This is a genomic window from Streptomyces sp. NBC_00273 (genome assembly GCF_036178145.1).
Classification (GTDB): domain Bacteria; phylum Actinomycetota; class Actinomycetes; order Streptomycetales; family Streptomycetaceae; genus Streptomyces.
The window spans coordinates 221,512-239,036 of the sequence record NZ_CP108067.1 but is presented as its reverse complement, the minus strand read 5'-3'; the positions used below and the strand labels follow the sequence as shown (position 1 = coordinate 239,036).

The following is a 17,525-nucleotide window of genomic DNA, read 5'->3' as shown; positions in this document are numbered from 1 at the left end:
ACCCATGAACCATCTCGGCGAGGCGCACCTGCGCACCTGGACGCTGTACTTCATGGCTCTCCTGGCAGCCGAGGCCCAAGATCAGCTTGCCTGGCTGGGTGAGCGTGAACTGGAGACGAAGGACGTCGTCGAAGAGGTGGAGTTGCTCTGCCGTGTCTCCGAAGAACTCACGGGGCGCGGAGCCTTCGAGCCCGAGGATCTGCGTAATTTTCGGGCCATCGAACGTCGCCTCGGCAAGATCGATGCCACCTGCCGCGTCGGCCTCTGGGACAACGCTCTGACCACGGATCCAGCGTGGGACGACATACGATCTCTCGCCCGCCAGGTCCTCCTGACAAGGCTGGGCGACTGGCGTCAGCCACTGCCACGTGCCGTGCCCCCACACGCAAGCGATCACTGAGCGCGTCCAGGCGGCCTCTCGGGTCGCAACTCAGACAGCGTGCGAATTCCGAGTAGGCTCTGGTGCCTTCCGAAGTCGTGAACATCTGCTGTCCGTTCTCGGTTCTGGCACAGATCTTGGGGAGTCGTCGCGGAGCGTTACCCCGTTGTTCGATTGCGAGGAGACGCTTCGCGTGAGACCGCGTACGCCTTGTCATCCGTCGATCGGAATTGACGCTCCCTCAGGTGCTTGCCTGCCGCTGCTGCGCTCGGTTGTGGGCGGTGATGGTGCTGGTTATACAGACCGATGCACCGTTGTGGGACTCGCTGGTGTTCGACGGGATCGGCGATGTGGACGTCGAGGCGGTGACGGCCGCGTTCGGCACAGTCGAGGTGATGGCGAGAGGCCGCGCGGTGGGGGCGGCATGTCCGGACTGTGGTCGCTTCTCGGACCGAGTCCACGACCGGTACCAACGCAGGCTGAAAGACCTTCCGCTCGCTGAACAGGGCTTCGTGATCCTGCTGACGGTCCGGCGCTTCATCTGCGGAGCGGCGGACTGCCCGCGCCGGACGTTCGCCGAGCCGTTCTCACGGCCGGCCGTCCCTCACGCACGGTTCACCACGCGGCTCAACCACGCCCTGGAGCGAGTGGGGCTCGCGCTGGCCGGGCGGGCCGGCGCCCGGCTAGCCGCCCAGCTGGGCTTCGGAGCCGGCCGGATGACCTTGTTACGCAGGGTCATGGCATTGCCCGATCCACAGTTCAGCACGCCGCGTGTGCTGGGCGTGGACGACTTCGCGATCCGTCGCGGCCAGACCTACTCCACCGTCTTGACCAGCGTCGAAGACCATCGCGTGGTCGATGTGCTCCCGACCCGCGAAGCCGGGCCACTGGCCGCCTGGCTGATCCAGCACCCAGGCGTGGAGATCATCTGCCGGGACCGAGCTGGCGCATACGCCGAGGGCGCCCGCCGCGGCGCCCCCGACGCTCTGCAGGTCGCCGACCGGTTCCATCTGTGGCAGGGCCTCGGCCGAGCCGTTGAGACCTGCGTCGCCGCCCACCGCGACTGCCTGCGCAGCCCGTCGCCCACCAGCACACTGTCAGGCGAATCCCGTCCCGACCCCAGTCGGCCGCAGGACGACTCGGCACCTGTCGGCCGGCGGGCTGAACGGAAGAAGGCAGCACACGCCCTGGTCCACGAGCTCCTCGCCCAAGGCCACTCACGCCGGGCGATTGCTCGGCACCTGGGCTGGGGTCTCAACACCGTGCTCCGGTACGCGAACGCCGCACGCTGGCAGGACACCTTTCGCGAGAACCGGCCCCGGTCCAGCAAGCTGGACCCCTACAAGCCCTACCTGGAGCGGCGATTCGCCGAGGGATGCACCAGCGTCACCCGACTGCACGGCGAACTCATTGCCGCCAACGCGCCCGTCACCTACCAGATGGTCCGCGCCCACATCGCGACCCTCCGCAGGACTCTGGCCGACGCGGCACCGCGGCCGCCGTCGGTGCGGCAGGTGACCGGCTGGCTCACTCGCCACCCCACCGCCCTGACCGAAGATGACCGCGCCGGACTGAAGAGCATCCTTGCCCGCTGCCCTGAACTTGACACGGCCTCCAGGCATGTCCGCGAGTTCGGCGAGATCCTCACCGGACGCCTCGGCGCCACACTCCCCACCTGGATCGATGCCGTCGACGCCAGCCAGCTACCCGGCCTCACCGGCTTCGCACTCCATCTGCTCCGAGACCTCGACGCAGTGACAGCCGGTCTCACTCTCAACTGGAGCTCCGGCAGTATCGAGGGAGCCGTCAACCGCATCAAGAAGATCAAGCGGCAGCTCTATGGCCGCGCCGGATTCGAACTTCTCCGAAAGATGATCCTGCTCCAGTAGCACTACGAGACGCTCCCCAAGAGCTGCGCGAGAACCGAGAAGTACTGCGCAGGTCGGATACCTTGCAGACATGACCAGAGCGTTGCCTACCGACGTTGCTCACGTACTGGACACCGCTTTGAGCATGGTGGTGGACCCAGGTCTCGCGCTGCATCGGCAGATGCGGCATCTCCGAGTGGAGAAGTGCTGTGCGTGCGGCTGCGGTTCGACGTACTTCAGTCTCGATGCGGACGGTGTTTCACCCGCACCCGCGCTTACGGGCACGCAGGTAGTGGTCGACATGGAACTGTTCGGCGCGGACGGCGAGACCGTCGGCGAGGTTCTGGTGTTCGCCGAGGACGGGTATCTGGCGTGGCTCGAGGTCTGCTCTTGGAACGAAGACACCTTCACACTGATCGACGCACACCGGATCCTGTGCCCATGCGACCGACGAGTGCCGGACGAGCGACCAACGTGCACTGAAACAGGGGCCCTGGGCTCGTGACCCTCCCCCTGTAATCGAACGACACCGTCGCCCTCCGCGACCGCTCCCCAAGATCTGTGCCAGAACCCCGTTCTCATGAACAAAGCCAGGTAATAGGCGATCATGGCCATGAGGTCGATGAACCGCTGGTCGCGGACGTGAGCCGTCAAGACGAACTCAAGCCCGTGACCGTCCTTCTCCATGGCGGCCCAGCATCCGGCGGTCACATAGGCCCAACTGTCGCTACGCGGACCAGGGCCCACAACGAGAACCCGCAGGTCGGACACGATCTCGCGCCGGTCCGACCCAAGGTCGCGGACAACGACCTCTACAGAATGCCCCTCGAAGAACGCCCGGACATGTGCCTCAACGGCCTCTGCGGCCACCACCCTCGCATCATCACCGCGCGATCATGCCAGACCTCAATCAACCGGCCCGACTGCTCACCCAGCGTCATGAGCCGTGGGCATCTACCCCGAATACGCGACACCGGAACATGCGGGCCTACCAGTCCCGAGGGCCTGTGAGCAACCAAGCCGACCAGCATCGCGGCACGGCCATCTGGGGCCTCGTCGGCCGCGGTGGACGGTCAGAAAGTCAGGTTCCAGAGCGAATCAGGCGGACCTTCCAGTTCTTCATCCGTGAGAAGACGTGCTCGACCCGGGCCCGAGCCCTGCGGTGGACGGCGTTGTCGGCTTCCTGCTCGGGCGTGAGGTGGTCCTGCCCGCGACGGCGCCGGTGCGGAATCAGGGCGCCGGTTCCCTGGTAGCCGCCGTCCGCTAGGACCGGCGCGTCCCGGCAGGCCCGGTCGACGCCCGACTCGGTGAAGGCCCGGCAGTCGTTGCGGTTGCCAGGCAGGGGCAGGCCGACAGCGACCGCCAACCGGCTGTTGGCGTCGATCACCACCTGCTGGTTGGTCGAATACCGGTAGTTCTTGCTGGAAGCAGCGATCGTCCTGTCCCGGGTGGGCACCAGGGTGCCATCCACGATCAGCACGGTGTCCTGCCGCGGCCGACGCGCAGGCGAGATCGCCAGCAGCGGTGCAAGGTGGTCCAGCACCCGGTCCGCAGCCGACTTCGAGATCCCGAACAGCGGCGCGACCTGCCGCAACGTCAGGTTGGTTCGCCAGTACGTGGCCACCAGCAGCACCCGATCCTCCAAGCAGAGCCGCCACGGCCGGCCACGCTGGACGTCACCGCCACGACGGCGGACCAGCGCGACCAGCTTGCGGAACTGCGCCTCACTCAACCCCGAGAACGGCTCGATCCACATCGGATCGCTCGCCGAGATCACCCCACCCATGCCGTGACCAACGCGGAAGCGAGGGGGCGGTTACGGGACAACCTTTAGCGCGCGAAGGGCGCCCGCTGAGGGAACTCGTACCTGGTCGGTGCCCGGCAAGGTCGACGCCCTCGAAGGCGTCAGCCGCTCCGGTACGGAGCGGCCCAGCGCCGCGTGGGACTACCTCGCCTCGGTAGTCCCCTGAGCCGGTCCCCGCCCCGTCTCCCGGCCCTTTCCGCCGCGTTGGGTCGTCCTGCTTGCTTTGTGGGCTCACCCCGGCCTAATATCGTCATCATGACGATAATCGCCCAGTGGCCCCCTCCCTGCAGGCATTGACTCCAGGGGCTTCGAGTCCCTCCACGGACTCGAAGCGCACAAGTACGTGGCCCGCGGTCCCGCCGTCCACCTCAATGCTGCCCGCGGCCGTTCCGGGCGGTGGGGCCCACGACCACGTTGGGATCGACGGCGGCCTCAGCACGGAGAAGTGATCATGTTCGAAATGCCGGTAAATCCCTTTGAGCTCTCCGAAGAAGCGCTGAGCCGAATATCTGCCGATGACTCATGGACCCCGATCGAGTCGGAGATCCCAAAGGCCAACGCCAAGGTGATTCGCCATTTCCTCACTCCGGCCGAAGTGGAGGCATTCGCGACCGAACTGGCCGCCCAGCGCTTTGCCCCGGTCGGCCGAGACGGCATTGCCGCCAACTATGCAAAGGGAGATCCGGTCGCTCATCTCCGCGCCACGGCCGAATCCACATTCCTGGCGGCTGAATTCTACCGCAGGCTGCGGACGCTTCTATCGCTTGAAGTGGGATCGGGCGATCCGACGGATTCGGACGGAAGGCCCTGGAGGCCGACGGCCGTCAATCCGCGTATGCGCTTCATCACGTACGAACACGGCGGATTCATTGTCCCGCACTACGATTCGCCCTATTTCGCCCCCGACGGAAGGCGCACTCTCCTGACGGTCGTCATCTACCTGTCGTATGAGGCCGTGGGCGGAGAAACGCGGTTCATCGCCGATAAGCAGAACGATCTTCCCTTTGCGCAACGTGACTTCTCTGACTGGCCGCGGCTCGCGAAGCCTGAGGAAATATTGAGTGCCCACCGCCCCGAACCGGGCGATGCGCTCCTCTTCTGGCATCGGACACTTCACGACTCGGCCCCGCTTCTTGAGGGTACGAAAACAATACTCAGAACCGACGTGCTCTACGAGCCCGTAGATGTGCCTTGAGCAGCGGCAAGGCCACCGTCGCGTTGTCCCTCACCCCGGAGACCGACGTCCGGCACGCCGTGATCGCCCACCTCCGGGCCGGGCGGCATCGGGCCCTGCCCGCGGCCGGGCATCGAATCCACTCGCACCGAACGGCAGGGAGAGCAGCATGACCAACGGGAAGATCCGCACCGACTGGGTGGAGACGGTGTCTCAGGACGGCCTGCACCTGATGCAGACGCGCTTGGAGGTGAGAGTTCCTACGTCTGAGGGTCGCAAGTTCATCACCTGCGGTCTGGCCCGGAAGACGTACGTGGTGAAGGACGGTATTGCCTGTCGGGTTTCGTCCTACGCACTCGGCCGCGACCTGGGCAGCCCGGGCAACTACGACTTCGAGATCGTTTCCGCGACGGGGGGCCCTCCGATCCAGAGGTTCTTCAACTGTGACGGCGTGCCGGACGAGATACGCGAGGGCGCTCTGTTCGACGCGCATGAGGGGCTTGACGATGGCGAGTACATCGTCCGGATCGCGGCGGGAATGACGACCAGCTGGGACAGCGGGACGGGACAGAGCATCGAGCTCCCTGTCCCGCGCCACGAGCTCGCATTCGTCGTGGTGGGATCCACACCGCAGGAGGTGCGCGCGAGTACCGGCGGCCCCTGGGCGGCGCGGCCCTCCGTGGAGATCCCCGTGGTCGACTGGCGCGATCAGCCCACGGCGGAGGCGGCATGGGAGGCCTACCTGAACGGGAACAGAATCAGTCTAGATGCCTACGGGATCTTCTCCCCAAAGCATCTGATGAGGAATCAACGGGATACCGCTCTGGAGATTCTCCGGAGCGAGGGCTACTCCATACCGCGAACCCCAGAATCCGCCGAGACGCCGGGGACCTGGCTGGGCCACTGGGGTGGAGCATGGATGCCGGCCGATGTGCTCGCGGCCCTTCACACCGTGCCGGACGACACCGCGCAACGTGCGTGGTATCAGGGAGCGAAGGAATCCCTGGACATCGCATGGGATATGCACGTCCTGTGGACCACCGACGTGTTCTGACCGGGCCCGCGCTCCGTCCATGACCACCGTGGCGAGCCATCGGCAGTCACCCTGCACCTTGTGGTGCTGCCGAGTACCGGCCGCGGCCCGGTCCGCCTCCGGCCTGACTGCCGGTCGCGGCCCGGGCGAGGATGTACGGCAGCACCACAAGGTGCGCCCGCGAGGTTGCGCCAGCGCGGCATCCGCCACCGCATCGCCCGCAGGGGAATCGAGTCCTCGAAGCGGCTCGGACGCCACCGCTGGACCATAGAACGACCATGGCCTGGCTCGCCGGCTACCGCCGACTCCACCGCCGCTACGAACGCGCACGCCCCGAAACCGACTGGGCCTCGCGTGTGCCGCGCCCGAGGGCTGTGACCTCGATGCCGAGTCGGCCTCAAACCCCCGGCGCATCGTTCCACCGTTCTGGCCGCCCTGACCGTGCTGTCCGCGACAGAAGGACTGACCGGCACCATGCCCGGGAGGGAGCCGTACGCCCGGTCGGCTCTCTGGTTCCTTCCGGCGTTGCGGACACGCTCTAGCGCCGAACCCGAGTCGCCCCAGGCACTGGCGCGGCTTCACCCAGGGCAGAAGGCCACTCCCTTCCCCCCGCGCCCCGGATCCCTAGGGTGAGGGGGTGAGCACTCATGCGCCGAACGAGTCCCGCGTCATCTCCCTGCGCCCGCAGGCCCCGTCGCCCGGTTCCGGCGGGGCGGCCGGCGCCCCGCGGCGCCCCATGGGGGGTCCACAGCCACGCGCGCCGAGGGAGCCGCTGTGGCGTGACCTCGTCGGCGACGTGCTGCGGCGCGAGCGGCTCGCCCAGGAGCGCACGCTGAAGGACGTCTCGGAGGCGGCCCGGATCTCGATGCCGTACCTGTCGGAGGTGGAGCGCGGACGCAAGGAGGCATCCTCCGAGGTGCTCGCGGCCGCCGCCCAGGCCCTCGGGCTCGGCCTCGCAGACCTGCTCCTGCTCGCCGGTGACGAGCTGGCCCGGCACGCCCGGAGCCGGGTGGTCCGGGCCCGCACGTCACCCACGTCGCCCACGGCGCGGTACGACGGCTTCTGCCTCGCCGCCTGACCGGACCGGGCCGACGGCCGGTACGACGGGGCGCGCCCCCGCCGTACGGGCCGCCTCGCAGGCCCTCGGCCACGACCGCGCGGGCTCAGACGAACGCGAACCGTCGGCTCAGCACCTCGTCGGCGAGCCCGTAGGCCACGGCCTCCTCGGCGGTGAACACCTTCTCCCGGTCCATGTCCGCGCGCAGCGTCGCCACGTCGTGGTGCGTGTGCCGGGACAGAACCTCCTCCACCTGCGAGCGGATACGGACCATCTCCTTGGCCGCGAGGCTGAGGTCGGAGACCGTCCCCTGCCGGCCGCCGCTGGCCGGCTGACCGAGCAGCACCCGCGCGTGCCGGAGCACGAACCGCCGCCCGGGATCTCCGCCCGCCAGCAGCACCGCCGCCGTCGACGACGCTTGACCGACGCAGAAGGTGGAGATCGGAGCCTGCACGAACGTCATCGTGTCGTAGATCGCCATCAGCGAAGTGAACGATCCGCCGGGCGAGTTGAGATAGATCGAGATCTCCTGCTCCGGGCTCGCCGACTCCAGGTGCAGGAGCTGCGCGATGACCACGTTGGCGACCCCGTCGTCGATCTCGGTGCCGAGAAAGATGATCCGCTCGTTCAGCAGCCGGCTGAAGACGTCGTAGGACCGCTCGCCCTGCGCGGTCCGCTCGATCACGTAGGGAACCGTGTACGACCCCATGTCACAGCCCCGTCCGTCGGCGCGGCGTGGCCGGGCGGATGTCGGCGAGCGACTCCACCACCCGGTCCACCATCCCGTACTCCCTGGCCTGTTCGGCCGTGAACCAGCGGTCCCGGTCGCCGTCCCGCGCGATCGTCTCCACGCTCTGCCCGGTGTGCTGGGCGGTGATCCGCTCGATGGCCTTCTTGGTGAACTGGAGGTTCTCCGCCTGGATCTCGATGTCCGCGGCGGTACCGCCGATGCCCGCCGAGGGCTGGTGCATCATGATCCGCGCGTTCGGCAGCGCGAACCGCTTGCCGGGCGTCCCCACGGTGAGCAGGAACTGGCCCATGCTGGCGGCGAAGCCCATCGCCAGCGTCGAGACGTCGTTCGGGATGAGCCGCATCGTGTCGTAGATGGCGAGACCTGCGGTGACCGATCCGCCGGGGCTGTTGACGTACAGGCCGATGTCGGAGCGCGGGTCCTGCGCCGACAGCAGCAGTAGCTGTGCGCACACCCGGTTGGCCGACACCTCGTCGACCTGGGTGCCCAGGAGGACGATCCGCTGGTCGAGCAGCCTTGCCGCGAGGTGGTCGTCGAAGTGGCCGGGCGGTGTGTCGCCCTCCTCCGCGCGGGGCGCGAGCATGGTGAGGGGAGTCATCTCTTCTCCTTGTCGAGGCGGGATGCCGTCGACTCCACTCTTGACCTCGGGAACCCCCCGAACGCCGTTCCTCTGCCCCTGGCAGATCCGCCATGGGCGGACACGAGGTCACGGCACTGGTGGTCGAACCTGATCAGCTCCTTATCCACGCTGGAGTCGAACGGTCTGCTGCACATCAGGCGTTTCCACCGAAGAGGGAGTGATCAGCTGTGTCTGGTGAGCAGACGGTCGACTGCAGCCGCGTCTCCTTCTGCGACTCCTCCGCGCTCAACGCACTCCTCGCCGCGCGGCTCACGGCGCAGGAGGCCGGAACCGTCGTCCGCCTGGCAGCCCCCAACCACCAGCTCCAGCGCCTCCTGGAGATGACCGGCGCCCTGCCCCTCTTCCCCGTGGACCACGACCCGCCACCCGGCGACTCCTCGAAGGGATTCCCGGACGGGCTGCCTTGGAGCTCGTAACACGATCATGAGTCGGGCTTGTTGAGGCGTCGCCAGCAGATGAGGCTGCAGGCAAGGGAGACGAAGGTGTCGTGGAGTTCAGTGCGGCGTTCCCATCGGACGGCGAGTCGTTTGAACTGGTGGAGTAGAGCGAAGGTCTGCTCGACGACGTAGCGGAGCTTGCCCATGCCCTTGATGTTCGGGGCTCCTTTGCGGGAGATGACGGGCAGGATCCGGCGTTTGCGCAGCTCTTCCCGGTTGGGGTTGGAGTCGTAGCCCTTGTCGCCAAGCAGGGCGTCCGGGCGCCTGCGGGGCCGGCCGGGGCGGCCCGCCACTGGCGGGATGCCGTCGACCAGGGCGAGGGTCTGGGTGACGTCGTTGACGTTCGCCGCGGTTGTGATGACTTTGAGCGGGGTGCCACGGCCGTCGCAGATCAAGTGGTGTTTGCTGCCTGTTTTCCGCCGGTCGACCGGCGACGGACCGGTGTCGGCTCCCCCTTTTTCGCCCGGATGTGAGAGCCGTCCACGCACGCCCTCGACCAGTCGAGCCGGCCGGACGCGTTCAGCTCGGCAAGCAGGATCCGGTGCAGCTGGTCGAAGACTCCGGCCTGCTGCCACCTCTCCAGGCGCCGCCAGCAGGTCTGGCCCGAGCCGAACCCCAGCTCAGGCGGCAGGAGTTGCCAGGCGATGTCATTGCAGAGGACGTACAGGATGCCCTGCAGACACAATCGGTCGGCTACCGGCCGCGGCCCTGGCGACCTCGTCGGCCAAGGCGGCAGCAGCGGCTCGATCAGTGCCCACAAGTCGTCGTCCACGATCCACGGCCGAGTACTCACACCACCACGAACGGCCGAATCGTCACACCGGTCACGGCTGACCAGAACATCTCATCAAGATCGTGTTACGAGCTCTTGGTAGGCAGGCCGGTGGTGCACGGGAACCCTGATTGGGCCGCAGGTTCTCGCAGAAGGCGTGGCATTGACGGGACAGGTGCCTTCCGAGGTGGAGTGCTGGATTATTGATAGAGCGAAGACTCGGTTCCCGGAAGATGAGGACGAGTTCGGCTACTTGGGGATTGGCGTTCCGAGCCCGTGGAGTCTCGGTCTTGTCGCGAACGTTCAACGCTTCGGCGATCACCTGGTAACCCGTCCTGTGCTCTTCGCGGAGCATGTACTGGATGACCCGCAGCGCATTCTCCCCCAGCAAGCATGGACGGTCCGCTGAATCGCGCTGCGTAGCACCGCAGCCCCCACGCATGTGTCGTGGGGGCTGCGGTTTACCTATTTACGGGTGCATCTGATCATGTTAGACGGGATCCGCTAAAGAATCTCGCCATTGATTTCACCCTTAACCCATGAAATGCAGCGGGGTCGATCTCCGGTTCCCGTGCGGCAGAATTCCTCCACTGCCGCCCGGATCTGCGCCAACGGTAGGGTGCTTTCTGGCGCATGGCACAGGGGGCTCCCTGGATCAGACAGGACCATGGGGTCAAAACCCGGCGGCGATGGGTTGCTGGAAACCCAAATGTGCTCGTCTACTTCATCGTGGCTTTGGTCGGCCCGGTCGGGACTGACGTACCAGACGAGTCCACCGTATCCCGTTTCCAGGTTTACGGAAACGTGCAGGCTGTTGTCCGGCCACCAGTCGGTGGCATCAATCGTGTGCGGCCTCTCAGAGAACGAGAAAAGATCATTGTCGCCAGCACCAATACCTGGAATAGAGACGCGCTGCTCACTCACGACCGAATCGATCAGGCGCAGCATTTCCGGCAGAGTCTTGGCGTGACGGTAGGTATTTCCGGACTGAACGTTGAGAATCAAGCTGTACCTCTTCGAATGATCGGACTTTCTCGCCCGGCGACCCAAACTCGCATCACCGAACCCCGAGGGAGAATGGCTGGTACCCCGGTGAAGCAATTCAGCGAATCATCGCACATCTTTGTGTGGTTAATCACAACATCCGCGCTCGTGATTCCGTTGTCGCGCATGTAGGTGGCGTACTGAGATTCTACGTGAGTGTCCTGAGGGTAGCGGAACTTCGGGTGAATCGGTTTGACTCCTCGCCTCTCCCTTGCCGCCTGGTGCAAGTATGCGGTGGTTTGCTTGGAAAGCTTCGACGTGCCGCTGGTTATTTCGTGCACACCGTCAGCCCCACCTAGAGCGTTTCCGGAGGAATCGAATATGCGGCCGGTGGTGGGGCGTTTGTCGGCGAGCTCACTGTGTGCCTTTTCGACAAATTCGGGCTTCCCGCTTCCACTGCCAGTAGCACCCGCACCATCCCCGCTACCTCCGCTACCTCCGGAGTCGGACTTTCCGGACGCTGGGGCTTCTACCTCGTCTGCTTTTCTGGCTGCCGCTGCGTCTGCGTCTGCGCGGCGTTGCCACGAGGAGAGGTCGTCGTTGTATTTGGCGAGTGCTTTGGCTTCGTCGTCTGCGCGTGTGAGGGTTCGGGTGGCCCAGCCGATGTCGTCGGCCCACTTGCTGAACATTTTGACGGCGCGGGCCATGGCTTTGGCGAAGCGCTTGGCCTTGCCGAAGATGCCGAAGGCTTGCTCGAGGGCGAGCATGCCGCAGGTGCCCAGGTCGCCGCCGATGCAGGCGACGATGTCGTCGTAGCCTGTGACGCCCTTGAATACTTCCTTGGCGATGGATAGGGCGATGTCGGCCTTGCTTTGCGCCTTGAGTTGCTTGGCGCGTTCTACGTCTGCCGTCGAGACAGTCGATACGGGTTTGGCCGGGGCTGGCGCGCTGCCGCCGCGAAGCTGGTTCTTGTACTTGTGATAGCTCGAAAGGGCGAGGTCCACTGCACTCAGGACCGTGCCGAGCACACCACCCAGCACTGCACCGATGTTGCCGAGCCAGGAGCGTCCGGTGGGGTCGCTGAAGGTGATCGGGCTGTTGTTGGCGTACCCATATGGGTTCATGGCCTGTGACTCGGCCATGTTCATCTCGGGGTCGACTGAGATGAACCGGCCGATGGCCGGGTCGTACTCTCGGGCCCCGAGATGTGTCAGTCCGGTTGATTCGTCAAGGGTGCCGCCAACGAATCCCTTCTCGCCTGGCCATGAGGAGGGGCTTGCTCCGCGCGCCTCGCCGAACGGGGTGAATTTGCGTCGGGTGACGGTCTGGGTTGCTGCGTCGACCGCGGTGGTGGCGGTGCCGTTGTGGTCACCGAGTAGGTAGGAGTTGGTTGTCTTGCCGGCTTCGACGGTGCGGACCATGGCCGCGCCGTTGGGGCCGGAGTAATAGCGGGTGGCCTTGACTGCTTCTGTGGCCTTGGTGATCTGAAGTTCGGTGCCGGGCAGGTAGAGGGTGGTGCTGGTGGGGTCGCGGCGGATGAGCCGGTTGCCTTGAGCGTCGTAGAGGTACTCGGTGTCCTTCGCCGAGGTTCCCTCACCCGCGGTCACCTTCTTGAGGCGGCCTTCGAGATCCCAGTCAAGCTGTTGTGCGCCGTGGGAGAGGTCGCGGCGGGTGGTGTTGCCTGCGGCGTCGTAGGCGTAGCTCTCGGTTCGGGTGCCCTCGGGTCCCTTTGTGTCGACCTTGAGCAGCTGGTTCTTCGTTCCGGCTGCGGTCGAGTAGGTGTGGGAGCGGGTGACGTCCTTGGACGTGTTGCCGCTCGGGTCGTGTTTGGTCTCCGACGTGCGGTTGCCGACGGCGTCGAAGGTGTAGGAGTGCCAATAGGCTTCCGGGCCTCCGACCTTGGGAGCGGATCCCGGACCGTTGCTGCCCGGCTGGCTGGTGCAGTCGTCCGTTGCGGTCCATGCGCCGGTCATCCGGCGCAAATGGTCGTAGGCGAAACACTGTGTGTCAGCTGCTGCCGGCGTTCCGTCCTGCTTGTCGGTGATCTTCAGGACATTGCCGGTGTCGTCGTACTTCGTCGTGACGTCACTGATCTGGCGATATCCAGTCGTTCCCGACTGCTGAGTGATGTAGGAGCGGGTCGGCCGCCGCGTCTGCTCGTCGAACTCGAAGGTCGAGACGATCTGCTTGTTCGCCTCACCCACATGCGTGCGGGTGAGATCGCCCAGCGGGCTGAACTCGGAGCTGGTGAGGAAGGCGCGCCCGTTGATGGCGGCCATGTAGGCCTGGTCAAGCCCGTTGTACGTGATGCTGACCCGGTCGGCAGGCAGCCCGCTCGTGGCGGGGTGCAGCACCGAGGAGGGCATGCCGAGGGTCTTGGTGTAGGTGTTGCTGTAGTTGTATGTGCCGGCGAGTTTGCCTTCGTTGGCAGGGATGACGACCTTGCTGCCGAGAGGACGGTAGCCGGTGTCGTAGCCGGTGACGGCCTGGACGTAGGCGTTGCCCTGTTCGTCGTAGCGTGCCGATGAGACGGGGAGGCCCAAAGCGCCAGGCAGTGTGTCGTAAGTCTGCTCGGTGAGCTTGCGTCCCTGGAGGGATCCCTCATGCGTGGCGATGCCACGGCCGAGCGCATCGTAGGCGAAGGCGACGGTCTTGCCGCGGGCGTCGGTGACGGTCTGAGGCCGGTCGCCGATGTCGTACGTGGTGGTGGTGACTCCCTTGTCGGGGTCACTGACCTCGTACGGTCGGCCGCGCAGGTCGTACTTGTAGGACCAGACGTTGCCGGCCTGGTCGGTTACCTTGTCCAGCTGCCCCTTGGAGGTGTAGGCGTACTTGATGGCGTTGGCGACTGTGCCGGTGGGGCCGTCGCCGGCGTACTGGTGGAGTTCGGTCTTGCGGCCCTGGGCGTCCAGGAATGCCTTGGTGGGGGTGTCGCCCTTCGGCGGGTCGACGGCGACCCAGTCACCACCGTAGGTGGTGGTGGTGCGCCAGGTTTCCTGTCCGTTCTTGCGGGCGATGGTCGCCACGGGGCGGCCCATGCCGTCGTACGTGGTGGCGGTGGATGAAGGGATTTTGCTTTCGACCGGTAGCCAGATCTGGTTCGAGGGGTCCTGGTCGTTGTAGTAGCCGCCGTTCTGCATGCGGACCTGGCCGCGGCTGTCGTAGAACGTGTCGGTGATGACACGTCCCTTGTCCAGCGCGCGCTGCTGGGTCTGGCGCAGTCGCAGGGAGCCGTCGTAGAGGTCGTACCGGGTGCGGTAGGTACCGCTCTCCATCAGGTACTTGTTGGTGATGACGACGGGGGCGTCGGCTGATCCGGGGCGGATGTCGTAGGAGAATTCCGCGTTCGGGATCTGGGTGGCCGGGTTGCGCTCGGCGGACCAGGCCTTCACCAGTCGGCCGAGAGCGTCGTACTGAAAGGTGCTGCGCTTCTTGTTGGCGTCCTCCTTGGCCAGGGGTAGTCCGCGGCCGGGGTCGAGTTCGTTGGTGGAGGTGTGGTTGAGCGAGTTGGTCGTGACGACCTGGGTGACGATGCCACCGGAGGCGGGGGTGAATTCGGTCCGGGTGGTCTTGCCGTAGACGTCCGTGGTGGAGGTCTGGCGGCCGTAGGCATCGTGGGTGCTGGTGCCGGTGAGCGTGTACTTGGGCGTGGCCCCGTCGTAGGAGGCGAGGGACTCGCCCTTGACGACGTTGCCGATGCTGTCGTACTCGACGCGCGTGTCGGATATGACGTCTGCGGGCCTGGTTATGCCGGTTGCGTCACAGGCCTTGCTGAGTGTTTCGACCCGGCTCTGGAAGTCGAACATCCACTTGGTGGCGTCGTCTTTGTATTCGTAGAGCGTGCAGGTGTCGTCCGTGGTCTTGGACAGGTCGCCGCGGTCGGTCGTCTTGGTGATGCGGCCGCGGTCGTCGTAGGCGTGCTCCACGGCGGTCCGGCGCTGTCCGCGGTTGTCGGACAGGACCGAGCGTGAGGAGACCCTATCGGTCCCGATGATCCACGATTCCAGTGGTGCCGCGCCGTCGGCGCGCTTTCGTGTTGCTGTGGGGCCGCGGGCCACGGGGGTGTTGACGGAGGCAGACTCGAGAGCGCCGTCCACGCCGTGGTAGTAGAGCGTCTCCCGTGTCTGGCCGGCGAAGAGCTTGTTGTCGGCGATCTCGCCGCCCTCGGAGTCCTTGACCTTGACGGAACGCTTGCCGCCAGGCTGGGAAGGGGCCTTGTCGCCGTCCAAGCCACGGAAGAAGACTGCTTCGACCTGGGAGCGCTGATCGGGGGCTGAGCCTACAACGGTGCGGACGCGTTCGTAACCGCGCCACTGCGACCAGGTACGGGACTTCTCCGGCAACTGCTCACTGTCATCGTCGTACGCCCAGGCAGGGGCGCCGATGTACTCGTAGTTGGTTTCCTTGGTCGGCGAGATCGCGTTGGGCTGTTCCTCGCGGACTTGGTCGATGCGGTGCTTGTGGAACCAGTCGGTGACGTAGAGCTTCTTCTCGCCCTTGGGATCTGCCGGGTCGGGGATCTCCTTGATCACTGGGTAGCAGCGCAGCCCGTTGTTCTCGTGGGATGAGGGGAGCTTCTTCGGCTCCTTGGCGCTGCATTCGGTCGGCGCGTACTTGGCCGCGATGACCGCGCCGGTCTCGGTGCGGATCTTCTCGACGCGCCAGCGCAGGAACGGAGGGCTGCCGTCGTCGTTGTTGTCGACCCGGTTCTCCAGCTGGATGCCTTCGAAGACGACAGGGGGCATGGGTACGTCGTCGCTGTCGCCGTTCTTGCCGATGTGCTGGATCTGCGCCAGCCACATCGGGTACTCGAGCGCGACCCCGCCGTCGCCGGTGGGGCGGAAGTCCTGGGTGAGGGCCCAGGTGTCCACCGGGTCGTGCTTGCCGTTCTTCAGAACGCTGGTGGTGACGTCCTTGAGGAGCTTGCGGGTGAAGAAGGTGGGGGTGTAGCGGTCCTTGCAGACCTTGCCGCTGTCGCAGATCTGGTCGGCGGGAACGTCGGGCCAGTTCTTGGCGACGTCCCACGGGGCACCGTCGACGAGCTTGCCCGGGGCGCAGTCGAAGGTCTTGGTGGCAATACAGCGTTCGTCGACGGCGAAGTCGATGCGCGCCGGGGCGGGCGTGAACAGGTTGTCGGACCGCAGACCGTAGTCGATGTGCTTGAGCCAGCCGCCACGGTCGTATCCGCGAGCGGTGGACTTGCCGTCGTCCTGGACGTTGGAGCCATAGTGGTTGCGCTCCTTGCCATACCAGTACGTCATCGCGTTCCCGCGCGGGTCCACGACGTAGTCGAGGTTCCAGCGCCAGGCCTGGTCACAGACCGAGTCGCTGTAGGAGGCCTTGTAGCACTCCTCGCCGGGGTGGTTGCCGTAGGCGGGCACGGTGAAGGCGGAGTTGGTCTCCTCCTTGCCCGAGGTCCAGCCCGGTACCCGGTTGAGGCCGAAGTAGTACTGGATGCCCTGGACCGTGGTGACGCGCCAGTGCTGACCACCGGTGTCACCGTTGACAGCGCCGTCCAGCAGCTCTACGCGGGAGCCGTCGTCCTGGGCGGGCCGCCACGTCTTCCTGCTGGCGTCCGCGTCCGCAAGGACCAGCTGGGTCGAGGCCCCGTTGAGGGACATTGTCATGGTCGGAGGACCGTGACACAGGTCTCCGGTCGCCTGCTTGGGGTTGTTGAACCCGGAGCCGGCCTTCTTGTCGTTGATGCAGGGCACGAAGGTGCGCTCGATGAAGTTCGAGCCCCCGGCAATGTCCCAGCCGTCACCGGCCCAAGAGGACTGCCCCGATGAGGCGGAGGTGCGGCCGTCGACTGCGTCCGATGAGTAGCCGAGGCCAAGGGTGGGCGCCGGACCGCCGAGTGATGAAGGGATCTCCATCGGGTACGACCACGAGAAGCTACCGGAGTTGCCTCCCGCCTCCCAGGAGCCAGTCGGGCTCAGCGAGGTCGCGGTGAAGCTGCCGTTGCTGCCGCTCGCGCTGGACGTCGTTGCGAGTACCGTCGGTGCAGAGGCGGCCGAGCGAGACCGCATGCCTGAGGCTGAGGTCAGCGTGGCCGTGACCGTACCGCTGACCGAGTTGTTCGTCGATGCAATCGGGGTGCGCTTCTGGCACTCCGGCTTCTTCGGGGAGGTCAGGGCACATGCGGGGAGCTCGACCAACTGGAGACGCGAACCCCAGTCGCCGCCGCGAGCGTTGCGGAACTTTCGGTAGTCCAGCTCGACGGCAAGGGGAACGGAGGCGGAAGCCTCGTCAGCGGGCTTGACGGCCATGACGACGCCGTCGATGCCGAGGGACTTGGCCGTAGCTTCGTTCTTGACCTCGACCTTGGCCGAGACGGTGGCCGGCGCGGGGTCGGTCGCCTTCGGTACGGCCTGTACCTTGACCGGCAGCTTTCCGGCGGAAACCTGCGGCGCAGGCGGCGCAAGGAACGGCGAGACCTTGAATCCGGGTGACGCGGGCGGAGTGTTCCCGCCCTTGACGGGCAGGGAGACTTCCACCTCCCCCGGTTTGGGCAGTTCTACAAGCGGAGCGCCCTTCCACGTCCGTTTGGCTGCACCGGTCTTCTCCGAGGCATTGGAAGTGGTTGAGCCTGAGAGCTTCTTGCCGGGAACGTTGGTCAGCTTCTG

The 17,525-nt window shown here is 66.0% G+C and carries 12 protein-coding genes and 2 pseudogenes; 8 read left to right on the top strand and 6 right to left on the bottom strand.

The window, feature by feature from the left end; all coding sequences use genetic code 11:
- Positions 1-4: 4 nt before the first annotated feature.
- The 3 genes from OG386_RS01030 (at position 5) to OG386_RS01020 (ending at position 2,752) form a co-directional block, all read left to right on the top strand.
- Positions 5-400: a hypothetical protein gene (locus OG386_RS01030; RefSeq protein WP_328786297.1), complete on the top strand. Its 396-nt coding sequence runs from the start codon at positions 5-7 to the stop codon at positions 398-400.
- Positions 401-663: 263 nt separating this feature from the next.
- Entirely contained in the window at positions 664-2,268 is a 1,605-nt protein-coding gene (locus OG386_RS01025) for an ISL3 family transposase (RefSeq protein ID WP_328793122.1), read from the top strand.
- 70 nt (positions 2,269-2,338) lie between these two features.
- Positions 2,339-2,752: a hypothetical protein gene (locus OG386_RS01020; protein ID WP_328786296.1), complete on the top strand. Its 414-nt coding sequence runs from the start codon at positions 2,339-2,341 to the stop codon at positions 2,750-2,752.
- 600 nt (positions 2,753-3,352) lie between these two features.
- Here the strand turns inward: OG386_RS01020 and OG386_RS01015 are convergent.
- Positions 3,353-4,033 (bottom strand): annotated as a pseudogene (locus OG386_RS01015) (transposase); the annotation flags it as partial.
- 469 nt (positions 4,034-4,502) lie between these two features.
- Between OG386_RS01015 and OG386_RS01010 the strand changes: the two are divergent.
- From OG386_RS01010 to OG386_RS00995, 4 genes and pseudogenes are all read left to right on the top strand, one after another.
- Positions 4,503-5,246 carry a 2OG-Fe(II) oxygenase gene (locus OG386_RS01010; RefSeq protein WP_328786295.1) on the top strand — a complete coding sequence of 248 codons (744 nt, stop codon included), beginning with the start codon at positions 4,503-4,505 and terminating at the stop codon, positions 5,244-5,246.
- A 148-nt stretch (positions 5,247-5,394) separates the two neighbouring features.
- Entirely contained in the window at positions 5,395-6,279 is an 885-nt protein-coding gene (locus OG386_RS01005; protein WP_328786294.1) for a hypothetical protein, read from the top strand.
- 126 nt (positions 6,280-6,405) lie between these two features.
- Positions 6,406-6,584, top strand: a pseudogene (locus OG386_RS01000) (transposase); the annotation flags it as partial.
- A gap of 311 nt (positions 6,585-6,895) precedes the next feature.
- The gene (locus OG386_RS00995) at positions 6,896-7,336 is read left to right on the top strand and encodes a helix-turn-helix domain-containing protein (protein WP_328786293.1); all 441 of its coding nucleotides are present in this window, start codon (positions 6,896-6,898) and stop codon (positions 7,334-7,336) included.
- An 85-nt stretch (positions 7,337-7,421) separates the two neighbouring features.
- Here the strand turns inward: OG386_RS00995 and OG386_RS00990 are convergent, their stop codons facing one another.
- Positions 7,422-8,024, bottom strand: a complete 603-nt coding sequence (locus OG386_RS00990; RefSeq protein ID WP_189748386.1) for a ClpP family protease — start codon at positions 8,022-8,024, stop codon at positions 7,422-7,424.
- Between the two features lies 1 nt (position 8,025).
- Positions 8,026-8,664: an ATP-dependent Clp protease proteolytic subunit gene (locus OG386_RS00985; protein ID WP_229876972.1), complete on the bottom strand. Its 639-nt coding sequence runs from the start codon at positions 8,662-8,664 to the stop codon at positions 8,026-8,028.
- 209 nt (positions 8,665-8,873) lie between these two features.
- Between OG386_RS00985 and OG386_RS00980 the strand changes: the two genes are divergently transcribed.
- Positions 8,874-9,122 (top strand): STAS domain-containing protein, encoded by a 249-nt coding sequence (locus OG386_RS00980; RefSeq protein WP_328786292.1) that lies wholly within the window; start codon positions 8,874-8,876, stop codon positions 9,120-9,122.
- Between the two features lie 5 nt (positions 9,123-9,127).
- Here OG386_RS00980 and OG386_RS00975 read toward each other — a convergent pair.
- From OG386_RS00975 to OG386_RS00965, 3 genes are all read right to left on the bottom strand, one after another.
- A protein-coding gene (locus tag OG386_RS00975) for an IS5 family transposase (RefSeq protein ID WP_328786291.1) occupies positions 9,128-9,936 on the bottom strand; the annotation gives its coding sequence in 2 pieces (ribosomal slippage) (positions 9,128-9,616 and positions 9,619-9,936; 807 coding nt in all).
- Positions 9,937-10,419: 483 nt separating this feature from the next.
- Positions 10,420-10,920 (bottom strand): Imm1 family immunity protein, encoded by a 501-nt coding sequence (locus OG386_RS00970; protein ID WP_328786290.1) that lies wholly within the window; start codon positions 10,918-10,920, stop codon positions 10,420-10,422.
- Positions 10,917-17,396, bottom strand: coding sequence for a DddA-like double-stranded DNA deaminase toxin (locus OG386_RS00965; protein ID WP_328786289.1), 6,480 nt, complete (start codon positions 17,394-17,396; stop codon positions 10,917-10,919). The genes OG386_RS00970 and OG386_RS00965 overlap by 4 nt, the downstream gene beginning before the upstream one ends.
- Between the last annotated feature and the right edge of the window lie 129 nt (positions 17,397-17,525).